This window comes from Streptomyces sp. NPDC051018, from assembly GCF_044456085.1.
Classification (GTDB): Bacteria; Actinomycetota; Actinomycetes; order Streptomycetales; family Streptomycetaceae; genus Streptomyces.
This window is the reverse complement of sequence record NZ_JBITFN010000022.1, coordinates 25412-39902: the sequence shown is the minus strand read 5'-3', so window position 1 is coordinate 39902 and position 14491 is coordinate 25412. Positions and strand designations below refer to the sequence as shown.

At 72.5% G+C, this 14491-nt stretch carries 10 protein-coding genes; 1 reads left to right on the top strand and 9 read right to left on the bottom strand.

Translation table 11 applies throughout. The annotated features are described in order from the left end of the window. Positions 1 to 132 precede the first annotated feature (132 nt). The 9 genes from ACIBCM_RS29110 to eccE form a co-directional block, all read right to left on the bottom strand. Positions 133 to 1113, bottom strand: a complete 981-nt coding sequence (locus tag ACIBCM_RS29110) for an ABC transporter ATP-binding protein (protein ID WP_399248311.1) — start codon at positions 1111 to 1113, stop codon at positions 133 to 135. Then, positions 1113 to 2096: an ABC transporter ATP-binding protein gene (locus ACIBCM_RS29105; protein ID WP_399248309.1), complete on the bottom strand. Its 984-nt coding sequence runs from the start codon at positions 2094 to 2096 to the stop codon at positions 1113 to 1115. Before ACIBCM_RS29105 ends, ACIBCM_RS29110 begins: the two co-directional genes overlap by 1 nt. After that, complete coding sequence (locus tag ACIBCM_RS29100) at positions 2096 to 2983, bottom strand: ABC transporter permease (protein ID WP_399248307.1); 888 nt, start codon at positions 2981 to 2983, stop codon at positions 2096 to 2098. Before ACIBCM_RS29100 ends, ACIBCM_RS29105 begins: the two co-directional genes overlap by 1 nt. Continuing rightward, positions 2980 to 4029 (bottom strand): ABC transporter permease, encoded by a 1050-nt coding sequence (locus ACIBCM_RS29095; protein ID WP_399248305.1) that lies wholly within the window; start codon positions 4027 to 4029, stop codon positions 2980 to 2982. Before ACIBCM_RS29095 ends, ACIBCM_RS29100 begins: the two co-directional genes overlap by 4 nt. Positions 4030 to 4041: 12 nt before the next feature. After that, positions 4042 to 5931, bottom strand: a complete 1890-nt coding sequence (locus ACIBCM_RS29090) for an ABC transporter substrate-binding protein (protein ID WP_399248303.1) — start codon at positions 5929 to 5931, stop codon at positions 4042 to 4044. A 196-nt stretch (positions 5932 to 6127) separates the two neighbouring features. Further along, a complete protein-coding gene (locus ACIBCM_RS29085) occupies positions 6128 to 9739 on the bottom strand; it encodes an SCO5717 family growth-regulating ATPase (RefSeq protein WP_399248301.1) in 3612 nt (1203 codons plus the stop codon). Positions 9740 to 10315: 576 nt separating this feature from the next. After that, complete coding sequence (locus ACIBCM_RS29080) at positions 10316 to 10549, bottom strand: DUF397 domain-containing protein (protein ID WP_389276965.1); 234 nt, start codon at positions 10547 to 10549, stop codon at positions 10316 to 10318. A 166-nt stretch (positions 10550 to 10715) separates the two neighbouring features. Beyond that, positions 10716 to 11423, bottom strand: coding sequence for a hypothetical protein (locus tag ACIBCM_RS29075; RefSeq protein ID WP_399248298.1), 708 nt, complete (start codon positions 11421 to 11423; stop codon positions 10716 to 10718). Beyond that, entirely contained in the window at positions 11423 to 12778 is a 1356-nt protein-coding gene (eccE, locus tag ACIBCM_RS29070) for a type VII secretion protein EccE (RefSeq protein ID WP_399248296.1), read from the bottom strand. Before eccE ends, ACIBCM_RS29075 begins: the two co-directional genes overlap by 1 nt. Positions 12779 to 12959: 181 nt before the next feature. Between eccE and eccB the strand changes: the two genes are divergently transcribed. Beyond that, positions 12960 to 14486: a type VII secretion protein EccB gene (gene eccB / locus ACIBCM_RS29065; protein ID WP_399248294.1), complete on the top strand. Its 1527-nt coding sequence runs from the start codon at positions 12960 to 12962 to the stop codon at positions 14484 to 14486. Positions 14487 to 14491: the final 5 nt, after the last annotated feature.

The following is a 14491-nucleotide window of genomic DNA, read 5'->3' as shown; positions in this document are numbered from 1 at the left end:
CCGGCACCGGTCCTCGTACCTCCGGACCTTGGGCTCCGGCCCGGCGGGGTCCCGTCCCGCCTCCCTCGTGGCCCCCGGGCCCGGGGGAGTACACCCGGCGGCGTACAGGGGCAGGACCCAAGGGCGCCGGATTCAGCCGCCCCCGGGGGCGACGGCCAGATGGCACGCCACCCCCGCTCCCGTCAGCACCTCCATCGCCCGGGTACGGCAGCTCTCCGCGACGCCCGCCCGGTCCGCCTCGCCCGAGGCGAGCGCCTGGCACCGCTCGTGGAAGCGGCAGCCCCCGGGAATGCGGGTGGGGTCCGGGGGCTCGCCCGAGAGGACGACCGGCGGGGTCCCTGACTCCGGGAGCACGGACAGCAGGGCCTGGGTGTACGGGTGACGGGGCGCCGTCAGCACCGACTCCACCGGGCCCGACTCCACGATCCGCCCCAGATACATGACCGCGACCCGGTCCGCGATGTTCCAGGCGAGCCCCAGATCGTGCGTCACCACCAGCGCGGACAGCCCCAGCTCATCACGCAGCCGCAGCACCAGCGCGAGGATCTCCCCGCGTACGGACGCGTCCAGCGAGGCCACCGGCTCGTCCGCGACGATGAGTTCGGGCTCCAGGGCGAGCGCCCCCGCGATGACGACACGCTGGCGCTGACCGCCCGACAGCTCATGCGGATAGCGGAGGAAGAAGCGCTCCGGGGGACGCAGCCCCGCCCGCGCGAGAGCCCGGGAGACCAGCTCGCGCTCATCACCGGGCAGCCCGTGGATCCGGGGGCCCTCCGCCACCGCGTCGTACACCGTGTGCCGGGGATTGAGCGAACCGCTCGGGTCCTGAAGCACCAGCTGGACCCGTCTGCGGTACGCGGTCAGGGCGCGGGAGGTGTACTCCAGCGGCCGGCCCCCGAAGACGACCCGCCCCGACTCCGGCGGCACCAGCCCGAGCAGGGCCCGCGCCAGTGTCGTCTTGCCGCAGCCCGACTCACCGACCAGGGCCACGATCTCCCCGCCGCCGATCTCCAGGTCCACCCCGTCCACGGCGCGCACGGGCCGCGCCGATGACCCGCGCCGCCGCCCGGGGAAGGTGACCCGCAGACCGGTGGCCGACAACAGAGCCGTCATCAGGGCTGCCTCCCGATACTCGCGGACACGGAACCGTCCGCGTGGACACACGCGGCCCGGTGCGCACCGGCCGCTCCCGCCAGTTCCTGTGGCTCCTCGGCGCACGCGTCGAGTGCCACGGGGCAGCGCGGATGGAACGTACAGCCGGACGGCAGGGCCGAGGGATCGGGCGGATCGCCCGGCAGACCCCGGGGCGCGCGGCGGGAGGACACATCGCCGACCCGGGGGAAGGCGGCGGACAGCGCCTGCCCGTAGGGGTGGCGCGCGGCCGTGTACACCTCGCGCGCCGGGCCCTCCTCGACCACCCGGCCCGCGTACATCACCGCCAGCCGGTCGCAGGTGTCCGCGAGGACCGCCAGATCGTGGCTGATCATCAGCAGGCTGATCTCCTGCTCCGCGACCAGCTGTTCGATCAGCCGCAGGATCTGCGCCTGGATCATCACATCGAGCGCGGTGGTCGGCTCGTCGGCGATGATCAGCCGGGGGTCGCAGGCCAGTGCCATCGCGATCATCACCCGCTGGCGCTGGCCGCCCGACAGCTCATGGGGGTACGCGTCCGCGCGAGCGGCCGGCAGCCCCACCTGCCGCAGCAGAGAGGCGACGCGCCTGCCCGCCTCGGCGGGGGTGGCCCCCTGGTGCAGTACGACGGGTTCGGCGATCTGGTCGCCGATCCTCCGTACCGCGTTGAGCGAGTGCATCGCGCCCTGGAAGACAATGGATGCGCCCGCCCAGCGCACCGCCCGCAGCCGGCCCCACCGCATGGTGAGAACGTCCTCGCCGTCGATGAGGATCTCCCCGCTCAGCGAGGCGGAAGCGGGCAGCAGACGCAGCAGCGCCAGCGCGAGGGTCGACTTACCGCAGCCCGACTCCCCGGCGATGCCCACCTTCTGCCCGGCGGCCACCGTCAGATCGACGCCCCGGACGGCGGGGACCGCCCGCGTACCGGAGCCGTAGGTCACCCGCAGATCCCGTACGTCCAGCATCACGCGCGGACCCCCAGCTTCGGATTGAGCACCGTCTCGATCGCCCGCCCGCACAGGGTGAACGCGAGCGCCACCAGCGCGATCGCGAGACCGGGCGGCGCGAGATACCACCAGTGGCCCGAGGACACCGCCCCCGCCTGCCGGGCGTCCTGGAGCATCCCGCCCCAGGACACCACCGACGGATCGCCCAGCCCCAGAAAGGCGAGCGTCGCCTCGGTGAGGATCGCCGTGGAGATCCCGAGCGTGGTCTGCGCGAGCACCAGCGGCATCACATTCGGCAGCACATGGCGGTTCATGATGTGCCGGTGGCCGCCCCCGAGCGCCTTCGCGCGCTCGATGTAAGGCCGGGACTCGATCGCGATCGTCTGCGCCCGCACCAGCCGGGCCGTCGTCGGCCAGCTGGTCACCCCGATCGCGATGACCACCGTCCACACGCTCCGGGACATCACCGTCGCCAGCACGATCGCCAGCACCAGCGCCGGCATCACCAGGAACCAGTCGGTGATCCGCATCAGCACGGTCGAGAACCAGCCCCCGTAGTGCCCGGCGACGATCCCCACGAGCGTACCGATGGCCACCGACAGCGCCGCCGCCAGCAGACCCACGGTCAGCGAGATCCGCGCGCCCCACACCAGCAGCCCCAGCAGGGAACGCCCGAACTGGTCCGTGCCCAGGGGGAACTCTCCGCTCGGCGACTCCAGCGGCCCGCCCGGCGCCTCGGTCACGCTCTGGACGTCCTCCCCGGTCAGCAGCGGCGCCGCCAGCGCCACCAGGGCGATCAGGGCGAGGGCACCGAGACCGAAGAGCCCCGCCCGGTGCGTACGGTACGAACGCCAGAACCGGGCCGCCGACTCACGGCGGCGGGCCCGGGCGAGAGAGGTCGTCATCGGCCCACCCGGGGATCGAGGATCGGATAGAGCAGATCGGCCAGCAGATTCATCAGGATCATCGCCCCGGCGAAGACCACGAACAGCCCCTGTACCAGCGGCAGATCGGGCACGCTCAGCGCCTGGTAGAACAGCCCGCCGAGCCCCGGCCAGGAGAACACCGTCTCCACCAGGATCGAACCGGCTGCCACATGGCCCAGATTGATGAACACCATCGTCACGGTCGGCAGCAGCGCGTTGGGCACGGCATGGCGGCGCCGTACGGCATCGTCCCGCAGCCCCTTCGCCCGCGCGGTCGTCAGATAGTCCCCGCCCATCTCGTCGAGCAGCGACGACCGCATCACCAGCAGCGTCTGCGCGTATCCGACCGCGACCAGGGTGAGGACCGGCAGCACCATATGGTGCGCCACATCGGCGATATGGGCGAGGCCGGTCTCGTCGCCGGACTCCATGCCGCCCGTGGGGAAGAGCCCGGGGACGGGTCCGGCGCCCACCGCGAAGGTGATGATCAGCAGCAGGCCGAGCCAGAACGACGGGACCGACCACAGGGTGAGGGCGACGCCCGTGTTGAGCCGGTCGCCGAGGCCGCCGTGCCGCCAGGCGGAGCGGGTGCCCAGCCAGAGGCCGAGCGCCGAGTAGATCACCACGGCGACACCGGTCAGCAGCAGGGTCGCGGGCACCTTCTGGGCGATCAGCTCACCGACCGGCGCATGGAACTGGTACGACATGCCCAGATCGCCGGTCAGTGCCTTGGCACAGTAATCCGTGAACTGCTGCCACAGTGGCTGGTCGAGACCGAACTGCCGGCGCAGGGCCGCCAGCTGCTCGGCGGACGTCGGCATCCCGTGCGTCATCGCCTTGACCGGATCGCCGGGGATGATCCGGAACAGGAAGAAGCTGGTGACGAGCACGGCGAGCAGGGAGATCGCCGCCCCGCCCAGCTTGCCCGCCGTGTACACCAGATAGGCGCGGGCGCCGGTGCCGCGGCTCGGTTCCTCCTCCGCCGCCGCCACGGCGCTCGTGTCGGTGTCCGTGGTCGTGGTCATCGACGTCATCGGCTACTCACGGTCTTCCACGGTCGAACGGCGGCGCACCACGACGAAGACCCCGAGCGCGGCGGCGAGCACCCCGGCCGCGACCGCCCCGATCACCACCCCGGTGGCGGAGCCGCCGCCGGAGCCGCCGTCACCCGCGGCGGGCACGGCCGACCACCAGCTCCAGTACCCGTCCTGGCCCCAGATGTTGCCAGCGGCCTCGGGCATCGTCGTGATCGACTTGATCTGGTCCGTACGGTACGCCTCGACCGCGTTCGGATACACGAGGACATTCATGAAGCCCGTGTCGTACAGCCGGGACTGCATCTGTTTCACCAGTTCGGCCCGCTTCGCCGGGTCGTACTCGCCGGACTGGCGCGCGTACAGCTCGTCGAACCGCCTGTCGCAGATGAAGTTGTCCGTCGAGCCGGTGTCCCTGGGGGTCGCGGGCAGGGCGGCACAGGTGTGGATGGAGAGGACGAAGTCCGGGTCGGGATTGACGGACCAGCCGTCGAAGGCGAGGTCGTAGTCGCCCTTGAGCCAGGGGTCGGAGACATTGTCGAGGCAGTCGATCGTCAGCCCGATGCCGAGCTCGCCCCACCACTCCTGGAGGTACTTGCCCACCGCCTTGTCGTTCGGATCGGTGGCATGGCACAGGATCCGGAAGTCCAGCGGCCTGCCGTCCTTGCCGACCCGCTTGCCGGAACCGTTCTTCCGGTATCCGGCCCGGTCCAGCAGCGCCGCAGCCTGTGCGGGGTCGTAGTCGATCACCTGATTGGCACCGGGCTTGAAGAAGTACGAGGAGAAGCGCGGCGGGATATACCCCTCGCCCTCGGCGGCATGGCCCCGGAAGACCTTCTCGACGATGGTCCTCCGGTCGGTGGCGTGGAAGAGCGCCTTGCGTACGGCGGGGTCGAGCAGGGCCTTGTGACCGCTGCCGAAGGTCTTGCCGTCCTTTGACCTCGCGCCCGGATTGACCGCGAGGGCGAAGAAACGACGGCCGGGAGCGTCGTTCACCTTGATGTTCTCGGCGCTCTTCAGGGAGGACGCCTGAGCCGGGGTCAGCCCCTGGACGAAGGAGACCTCGCCCTTGCGCAGTGCGGCGACGGCCGCGTCACCGTCCTTGTAGTACTTGAGCACCAGCTCGTCGAACTTGGGCGCACCGCGCCAGAAGTTCTTGTTCGGCCGGAGTCTGACGTACTGGTCGACCTTGAAGTCGGTGACGACGTACGGGCCGTTGCCGACGACGGGGAACCGCTTGTCGTTGTTGAAGGTGGAGAAGTCCCCGACCTTCTCCCACAGATGCCGGGGCACTATCGGCACATCGAGCGCGGTCATCGTGGCCTGGGGCTTCTTCAGCTCGATGACCAGGGTCCGGGGATCGGGCGCGGTGACCCTTCTGAAGTTGGCGGTGAAGCTGCCGTTGGCGGTCGCGGCCTTCTCGTCCGTCATCATCTTGTTGAACGTCCAGGAGGCGTCGGCCGCCGTCACCGGCCGTCCGTCGGACCAGGTCGAGTTCTCGCGAATGGTGTACGTCCAGGTCAGCTTGTCCGGCGACGACTTCCAGGCGGTGGCGAGCCCGGGGATCGCGCGACCGTCCCTGACGTCGTAGTTCGTCAGATACTCGTAGGTCAGACGGTGCACGGTGGTGGAGACCAGACGCTGTGCCAGGAACGGACTCAGCGAGTCCACGCTCTGCGACACCGCGACCGTGAGGACCTTCCGGCCCTCGCCGCCGCCCTCCTTCGCCAGGGCGGTCCCCTGCGCCGGTACGGCGAGCAGGGAGGCCGTGGCGCAGAGCGTCAGCAGGAGCCGGGCCCGACGCCGGGCCGGGGGCCGGGGCCGGTGGTGGACCGGGGACGGGGTCGCTGTGACTGAGGAGGTGTGTGGGGTGGGTGGGATCTCTGTGACCATAGGACGGTGACCTCGCGTCAGCGCTGGGGGGAAGCGGACGGGCTGATGGGTGGTGACCTACTGGTGATGCGGGTTGTATCAGCGGTGGTCCAGTGCCGTCAACGGTGTGTGAAACCCCTTCTGGTCTGCGGGAATGCGACAAGGGCCCGCATCGTGGAGTCGATGCGGGCCCTCATTGGTACAGACCTCTGCTGCCTTACTGTTGAGAGGCTGGCGGTGCCTGGGGAGGCTCCTGTCGGGGCGGTCCGGCGGGCGGCACCGGCCCCTGTGTTCCGGGTTGCCCGTTATCACCCGACTGGGCGTGATGGCCGGGTCCCGGAGTCCCCGGCTGCTGTGGTGCCCCGGCCGGATGCGGTGGCTGCTGGGCCTGCCCATGAGGCCCCTGGGGCCAGGCGCCCGGCTGGGCCGGGGGCTGCCCCTGGGGCGGGTAGGGCGCCTGGGGTTGGGGAGCGTGGGGTTGGGGAGAGTGGGGAGCACCGGGAGCATGGGGCCCGGCGGCACCCGGGAAGGGCTGAGGGTTTCCGGGGGCCTGCCCGTGTGCGGGTGCTCCGGCCGGGCCGGGCTGTCCCGGGTATCCGGGCGCGGGCTGTGCGTGGTGGCCGGGAACGGGCGCGGGCTGTCCCGGGTGCCCGGGTCCGGGCTGTCCGGGGATCTGCTGGGCGGGTGCCTGCGGTGCCTGCGCCCCGGGCGCGGGGTAGTCGGTGGGGGCGGGTCCGCCGGGGCCGGGCTGTCCCGGGATATGCGGTCCCGGCGCCTGCTGTCCCTGGCCGTGGCCGTGCTGTCCCGGCTGTCCGGGTTGGCCGTAAAGCCCCTGGCCGCCGTGCGGATCCGGCTGTCCGGGCTGGCCGTGCCGACCGGGCTGCCCCGGGACCGGCTGTCCGCCGCCGGGTGTCTGCTGTCCCGGCATCGGCGGGGCCATGGTCGGCGGAGGGTTGCCGTCCGCGATCCACAGCCCCTGCTGCTGCTGGGCGCGTACGAAGTCCTCGGCGATCATCGCGGACAGATTGAAGTACGCCTCACGGGTCTTCGGCCGCATCATGTCCAGATCGACCTCGGCGCCGGCCGCCAGATGCTCGTCGAACGGCACCACGACGACACCGCGGCAACGCGTCTGGAAATGCGCCACGATGTCGTCCACCTTGATCATCTTTCCGGTCTCGCGCACCCCGGAGATGACCGTGACCGAACGCTGCACCAGCTCCGCGTACCCGTGCGCGGAGAGCCAGTCGAGTGTGGTCGACGCGCTGCTCGCGCCGTCCACCGACGGCGTCGAGATGATGATCAGCTGATCGGCCAGATCCAGCACCCCGCGCATCGCGCTGTACAGGAGCCCGGTGCCGGAGTCGGTGAGGATGATCGGGTACTGCCTGCCCAGGACGTCGATCGCCCGGCGATAGTCCTCGTCGTTGAACGTCGTCGAGACGGCCGGGTCCACATCGTTGGCGATGATCTCCAGACCGGAGGGCGCCTGCGAGGTGAACCGGCGGATGTCCATATACGAGTTGAGATACGGGATGGCCTGCACCAGATCCCGGATGGTGGCCCCGGTCTCGCGCCGCACCCGGCGGCCGAGCGTGCCGGCGTCCGGGTTGGCGTCGATCGCCAGGATCTTGTCCTGGCGCTCGGTCGCCAGGGTCGAGCCCAGCGCGGTGGTCGTGGTCGTCTTGCCGACACCGCCCTTGAGGCTGATGACCGCGATCCGGTAGCAGGACAGCACCGGTGTACGGATCAGCTCCAGCTTGCGCAGCCGCTCGGCCTCCTCCTTCTTTCCGCCGAGCTTGAAGCGGGAGGCGCCGGAGGGGTTACGGCTGGACTTGGGCTTCTGCTTGTTGTTGCGCAGCAGCCGGTCGGAGGACAGTTCCACCGCGGCGGTGTACCCGAGCGGGGCGCCCGGTACGGAGCGCTCACGCTGATCGTGCGTCACCGGCGTCGGCCAGGCGTTGCCCGCCCGGGGGTCGGGCGGCGACGCGGGCGCGGGCGGCTGCTGGTCGGTCGACTGCGGCACGGGCGGGTGGGCGCCGTGCTGCTGGTGCTGCGGGTGGGGCTGATGCGGCTGGGGTCCTGCCTGTGGCTGGGTCCCCGGCTGGGGAAACCCGTAACCGGGCTGGGGTGGCTGGGCCGGAGCGGGCTGCCCGTGCTGACCGGCCGGCCCGGGCTGGGGGCCCGGGAACCCGTAGCCGGGCTGAGCAGCCCCCGGACCCGTGGCGGCGGGCGCCGACGGGATCTGCCCTTGCGGTACCTGAGGTGCGCCGGGGGCCTGAGGGTCCTGAGGGGGCTGAGGTGCTTGTGGGGGCAGGGGTGCCGCAGGGGCCGCGCCCTGCTGGGGCTGGGGCGGTGGAACCGGCTGCCCCTGCTGCGGGAATCCGTAACCCCCCTGGGGCGCGGCCTGCCCGTGCGCGGACTGCGGCTGCGGGAATCCGTAACCCGGCTGGGGCGCTCCGTCAGGAGCCTGAGTCTGCCCCTGCGGTCCGGGCACGGCCTGGTGGGGGAACCCGTACCCCGGCTGCGCGGCGGCGGGCGCCGGCTGCGGTGCGTCCGGTACGGGCGCCGTCGGCGGCGGGGCCGACTGCTCGGCCGTCTGCGGCGACACCGGCCACTGCGGCGCCGACGCGGGCGCGGCGGGCTGGAAGGCGGGGGGCAGGGGCGGGAGCCCGGCATCGGGCGCGGGCGGCGCGGGGGACCAGGTCCCCGCGGGGGCCGGGACCGCGTCCTGGGGCTCAGTGGGGGAGGGGGCGGTTCCCTGCGGCACCGAGTCCTCGGGCGTTCCGGCCGGAGCCGGAGGTTCACCGGCTCCCGAGGCGTCCGGCTGCTCCGGCGTACCGGCTGTCACTGCGTCCGCCGGGCCGTTCCCTTCCTCGGAGGAAGGGCCGGCTGCGGTGGCCCCCGCATCCCCGGATCCCTCGGCGATCTGTTCTCCCTCGGCGTCATCGGCGTACCGGGGCGGTTCGGCCGCCCGGGCCTCCGGTTCCGCGCCGGGGGCCGGGGCCGCGGACTCGGCGGACGGGTCCCCGGCGTCCGCCGGAGGCTCGCCCCCGCCGTCGGCGCCGGTCGCGGCCGGGTCCCCGGCCTCCTCCGACTTCGCGGCCTCCTCCGCGGCGCGGGCGGCCGCCGCGTCCCGCTCCTCGATCTCACGCCTCAGGGCCACGGGGGAGAAGCGCATGGTCGCGCCGCTCTCCAGCCGACCGCCGCCGAAGGGCTCCGACGAGGGCTCGGCGGGAGGCGCAGCCTCGGGTCCGGGCCCCGGGACGGCCGGTGCCGGATCGGCGGGCGCTACGGGCGCGGGCACCTGCGGCTCCGAAACCTGGGCTTCCGGACTCCGGCCCTCCGAGACCTGGGCCTCCGGAACTCGGCCCTCCGAAACCTGGCCCTCCGGAACCCGGGTGGCCTCCGCATCCCGGCCGCCGTCCGGCCCTCGGGCGGCCTCCGGACCCTGGGCCGCCTCCGGCCCCTCGGGCGCGGTCGTCCCCGGCTTCTCACCACCAGCCACCCGCGCGCCGGACCCGCCCTGCGCATCAGGCCCGCCCTGCACGCCGGGCCCACCCTGCACGTCCGGCCCCTGGGTCCAGTTCGGCTGGAAACCGCTCCCCGTCGGCAGCCCGGGCACCGCCACGGGCGCTCCGTTCGGCGGCGGGGGCGGCGGTGCCCCTCCTGCATTCCCGCCGGAGGAGTCCCCGGACGCGTTCTGCGTGTACCAGGCAGGCGGGGTGTAGTCGATGGTGAACTCACCCGTCATCTCTGCGGGCTCCGCGTCGGACTCGTCGGCGGGAAGGTCCCAACCCCCGCGGATCTCGTCCCGATCGCTGTTCACTGTGCCTCCTGGTGTGGTCGAGCACCCTTGTGCCGTCGTGGGTGGGGGCGACCGCTGACGTCCGATCGGCCCGGCTCTCCCCCTGGGGACGCGGCGGGCATCCCCGCAGGTTCCTGTGCCGTTGTCCGTCCCAGCCTAATCGTCAACCGGGGCGGCCCGTCAGGGCCGACGGGCCCCGGCTACCGTCCCGTACGTCCTGTGCGATCCCCAAGTGAACCCGGGGTGAAGCAAGAAAGGACAACCGATGGGGCAAACCGGTACAACTGACCGGCGAACGTGGGGGAATGGTGCCGGACTGCCCCTATGGGGTCCGCGGCCCAACAATCCGGTCTCGGTCGTCCACGGCCGGCGGCACCCGGCGGCCGGGCGGCCCCGGGGCCGCCCGGCCGGACCACCGCGCCCCGCGCGGGCACCGGCGGCACGCCCGCGCGGCAAAGACCGTACCGACGTTCGTCACCGGCGTCCGTCACGGGGTCCCGCCGGACCGCGCCCTGGCGGACGTACAGGACCGCACGTCCGCCAGGAGGACGTACAGGACCGCACGTACGGGACCGGTCCTGTGGCGGAACGTCCCTGTCAGCGCAGGTCGAACTCCCCGTCCCGCGCGCCGAGGACGAACGCCCGCCACTCGGCCTCCGTGTACCGCAGTACCGTGTCGGGATCCAGGGACGACCGCATCGCGACACCGCCACCGGGCAGATGCGCGATCTCGACCCGCTCCTCGTCCTCGCTCGTGCCGGGCGCGCTGAGCCACTCGACGCCAGAGATGTCGAGGGCGTACAGCTCGTCCTTCTCCTGTGCGCTCCCCATCAGTCAAGCTCCCCTTCGGTCGAACGGCCGGGTCGGCGGACACACACCCCTTGTGAGCGGGTCCACGCCACTGAGGAGTTTAGGCCGAACGGGGGCCGGCACCGGTCGGAGATCCGCCGAAGATCCCAGCGTACGAACGGGTTTGGACACCCTCGAACGGAGCCGGTCAGTCCATGCGGCGGGCCGTGCCCAGCAGACCCGTCTCCGCGTCCGTACCGCTGGTCATCACCCAGTGGCGCTCCCGCCCGGCACACCACAGCGTGACCCCGTCCGCCAGCGTCGGCAGCGCGCCGCTCTCCGCCGCGGACAGACCCAGGATCCGCCCGATCTGCTCCGCCTCCTGCGGGGACACCCGCTGGACACCGACCAGGGTGGCGTCCCGCAGCAGCCGGGGCGCCACCGGGCTCAGATACGGCAGCAGGGTCAGCACCGACTGCCAGGGCGCCGAGACCACCCGGCCGCGCGGGGGCCGCATCCCGCAGTCCCGTACGACCACCACCGGGCCGCCGACCGACGCGCCCATCGGCGGGACACGCCCCACCTCATGGAGGGTGATGCAGTCCAGACCCGCGCCCGCCGCCCGCGCCAGCCCCGTCCACGCCTGGGCCCGCCCGGTCTCCACCGCGACCCGCGCGCCCGTCCCGGCCGCGCGCAGCGCCAGGACCTGCGCCGTCCACAGACCGCCGATCAGCAGCACATCGTACGGAGTCGACCGGTGGAAGCCGACCATCAGCGGGCGGCCCTCGGCGTCGTCGCCGATCACGACACCGTCGTCGCCGACCGGCAGGGACAGCGCCCCCAGATCGGTCGCGGCCAGCGTGTGCCCCGCGTGGCGCGGGCCGAGCAGCCGCCGTGCGGCCCCGACCCCGGCCATCACCGGGCACCGCCCAGCGGAAGCGTCGCCAGCGCGCCGGGCAACTGCTCGCGGTCGAGACGTACGAGAGCGACCTTGGCGGTACGGGCGGCCAGCTCCAGGGTCCGCCGTACCCCGATGAGTTCGGTGTCGGAGCCGCCCGTCACCCGCACATGACCGGCCATGGACATCGCCCCCTGGTGCGCGCCCCGCCGCAGGGTGAGGCTGAACGTCGTCGCGTACGCGGGCGCCGAGGTGAGCAGGGAGACCACCTTGGGCAGCGGAGCCGCCCCGCGCCCCAGCTCGGGCCAGCGGCCCACCGCGTACGTCGTGTGCCAGCGGTCGTCGCAGCGCCAGACGCGCGCGGTCTCGCTGGTGCGCCGCTGCGGCGCCGAGTCCGGCCGGCCGGCGCGGGCGGCCAGCCGGGGGCTGGCGCAGGCGGCCGTCGCGACCGTGGAGTTGAGATCCTGCTGATCGAGCACGACGGCCTGGAACCCGGCCCCCGTGACCCGGCTCGCCACATGGTCCGCGACCCGGACGAGACAGCGCTGCGCCCCCTCGACCCCGCCGCCCCGCGCGTCGACGGCCTCCCGGCACAGCTCGGGATTGAGCTTCACCGCCACCCAGGTCAGCCGGAGCGCGGGGGCGCCGGTCCGCTCCTGGAGCGGTGCGTACGAGAGCCTCGCCACCGACTGCTGCGGGAGGTGCGGCGCGGGCGCGGAACGCACCTGCTGCACCAACTGGACCGACTCCAGGACGATGTCGTCGACCTCCAGGGCGCCGCCGAGGAGGGAGAGCGGGAGCGCCCGGGCGCCGAACGCGGGCCGCAGTGCGGCGCCGCTCGCCTCGATCCGTACCACCGCAGTGAGGAACGTCCCGTCGCCGAGCATCCCGACCGTGCGCCGGTTGCGGTCGACGAAAGGGTACGGGCGCAGTCCGGACACCCCCTCCACCACCGGGGCGAGCGAGGGATCGGTGCCGGCCGCGGAGGCGCCCGCCGACTTTCTGCGGGCGCGCAGGGACATCGCCGTCGCCAGCCAGTCCTGGACGGCGTGTCCCCGCCGCCGGATGAAGGCGAGCAGCAGCAGAACGGCGGCGACGGCGACCGTGGGAACCAGCCACAGTCCGCCGAGTACGGCTCCCACCGTGGCGAGGGCGAGGGCGATCTCCACCAGCGCGAGCTGCCGCAGGGGGAACGGCCCGAAACCGCCGCCGGTGCGGGACAGGGGCCGCAGTGTGGTGGTCGCGGGGGCGGGTGCCCGTCCGGACGGCGTTCGTCCGGAGCGTCCGTTCCGTCCGCTGCCGCGCTGTCCGTCCGGCGTGCTGCGGCCCCCCGTCGAACTCCGCCCGTTTCGCGCGCGCGTCGCCGAACCCATCGCCGCGTTGCCCCCTCGTGTCCGTATTCACCGATTCCCGCTGGGCGTTGACCGGGCGATCACCCTACCTGAGCAGGAAGGAGAGACCGTCAGCAGGCATAGTAGGGGCCGTTACCACGGCAGGCGGATTCGGTGAACAAGGGGAGCCTGGCCGCCCAGCGGGGAGAGGGACAGCGGACAGATGGCATCACGTCGGGACGAACTCAACGCCTACACCTTCGCGAAACGACGCCTGATCGCGCAGTTCCTCCAGCCCAACGCGACCGGCTCGGAGGAAGGCGCCCCCCGTCCCCTGCGCGCGGTGGTGCCCGGGGCGATCGTCGGCGTGGTGATTCTCGCGGGGTTCGGTGCCTGGGGAATGTTCAAGCCGGTCGCCCCCAAGGGCTGGGACAAGCCCGGTGAGAACGTGATTATCGCCAGCAAATCCACCACACGATATGTGGTGCTGGAGACCGACGGTAAAAAGCAGCTCCATCCCGTTCTCAACATGTCCTCCGCGAAACTTCTCCTGAATCCCGACAAGGGGAAAGTCATCAACGTCGACGAGTCCGTCCTCGACAAGGGGAAGATCCCGCACGGCGCGACTCTCGGAATTCCCTACGCCCCCGACCGGCTGCCCGCCGCCAAGGAGGCCGGGAAGGCCAAGCGGTGGGCCGTCTGCGAGCGGCCCGGCGAGGGCGGCCGGGCCATCCAGAAGGCCGCCTTCGTGCTCGCCGAGCGCGACGAGAGGAAGACCGAGGGCGCGAGCAGGCTGCGCGGCGGCGATCTGATGTACGTCGAGGGCCCGGACAAGGTCCGTTACATCGTCGACGCCGACGGCACCGCGTACCCGGTGGAGGACGACGAACTGCTGCTGCGTCAGCTGGTCGGCCAGGGGCGGGTGGCCCAGCGGGTCTCCGCCGCCTGGCTCGACACCCTCCACCGGGGCGACCGCGTCACCTTCCCCACCATCACCGGGACGCCCGGCGAGCCCGCCGGTGTTCCCGGGAGCCTGGAGGACGGGGTGAACAAGGTCGGCATGATCCTCACGGCCACGGACGCCACCAGGAACCAGCAGTACGTGGTCCTCAAGGGCCGGGTGGCCCCCGTCTCCGACTTCACGGCGAAGCTGCTGCTCAACAGCCGGGAGCTGATCGACCTCGGCCAGGCGGGCCGGGCGACGTCCGTGAGCGCGGCGGCCTTCCGGCCCGGTGAGGCGTTCGGACAGGACAGGAAGTGGCCCACCGACGCTCCCCGGCCCGTCAACACGGCCGGTACGGGGGAGGGAAGCCGCAACACCGTGTGCAACGTCCTGCGCGAGGTGGACGAGGACAGCGGCGCCACCACACTCAGCACCTGGGCGGGCACCGACTTCCCCGCGGTCCTGCCGACCGGGTCCAGCAGCGCGTACGTCACCCCCGGCTCCGGCCAGCTGTTCCGCCAGTTCAAGGGCTCCACGACGAGGTCGGGCTTTCTCTTCCTGGTCACCGACACCGGGCTGCGGTACGCGATGCAGTCCAACAGCGACAGCGCCACGGACGATTCCGGTATCGGCTCCTCCGGTTCGGAGCGCGAGAAGCAGGAACGGGTGCAGGAGGCCCAGCAGGCGCAGAACCGGCTCGGCTACAAGGACGTCGACCCGCTGCCGGTCCCGGCCGCCTGGTCCGCCTTCCTGCCGACCGGGCCCCGGCTGTCGACCGGTTCGGCCAACCAGCCGCAGGGCTCGTGAGGGCG

Excerpts from the sequence above, each read along its gene's own strand:
- ACIBCM_RS29110 (WP_399248311.1), bottom strand. The coding sequence starts at position 1,113 with ATGACGGCTCTGTTGTCGGCCACCGGTCTGCGGGTCACCTTCCCCGGG.
- ACIBCM_RS29105 (WP_399248309.1), bottom strand. The coding sequence starts at position 2,096 with ATGCTGGACGTACGGGATCTGCGGGTGACCTACGGCTCCGGTACGCGG.
- ACIBCM_RS29100 (WP_399248307.1), bottom strand. The coding sequence starts at position 2,983 with ATGACGACCTCTCTCGCCCGGGCCCGCCGCCGTGAGTCGGCGGCCCGG.
- ACIBCM_RS29095 (WP_399248305.1), bottom strand. The coding sequence starts at position 4,029 with ATGACCACGACCACGGACACCGACACGAGCGCCGTGGCGGCGGCGGAG.
- ACIBCM_RS29090 (WP_399248303.1), bottom strand. The coding sequence starts at position 5,931 with ATGGTCACAGAGATCCCACCCACCCCACACACCTCCTCAGTCACAGCG.
- ACIBCM_RS29080 (WP_389276965.1), bottom strand. The coding sequence starts at position 10,549 with ATGGGGAGCGCACAGGAGAAGGACGAGCTGTACGCCCTCGACATCTCT.
- ACIBCM_RS29075 (WP_399248298.1), bottom strand. The coding sequence starts at position 11,423 with ATGGCCGGGGTCGGGGCCGCACGGCGGCTGCTCGGCCCGCGCCACGCG.
- eccE (WP_399248296.1), bottom strand. The coding sequence starts at position 12,778 with ATGGGTTCGGCGACGCGCGCGCGAAACGGGCGGAGTTCGACGGGGGGC.
- eccB (WP_399248294.1), top strand. The coding sequence starts at position 12,960 with ATGGCATCACGTCGGGACGAACTCAACGCCTACACCTTCGCGAAACGA.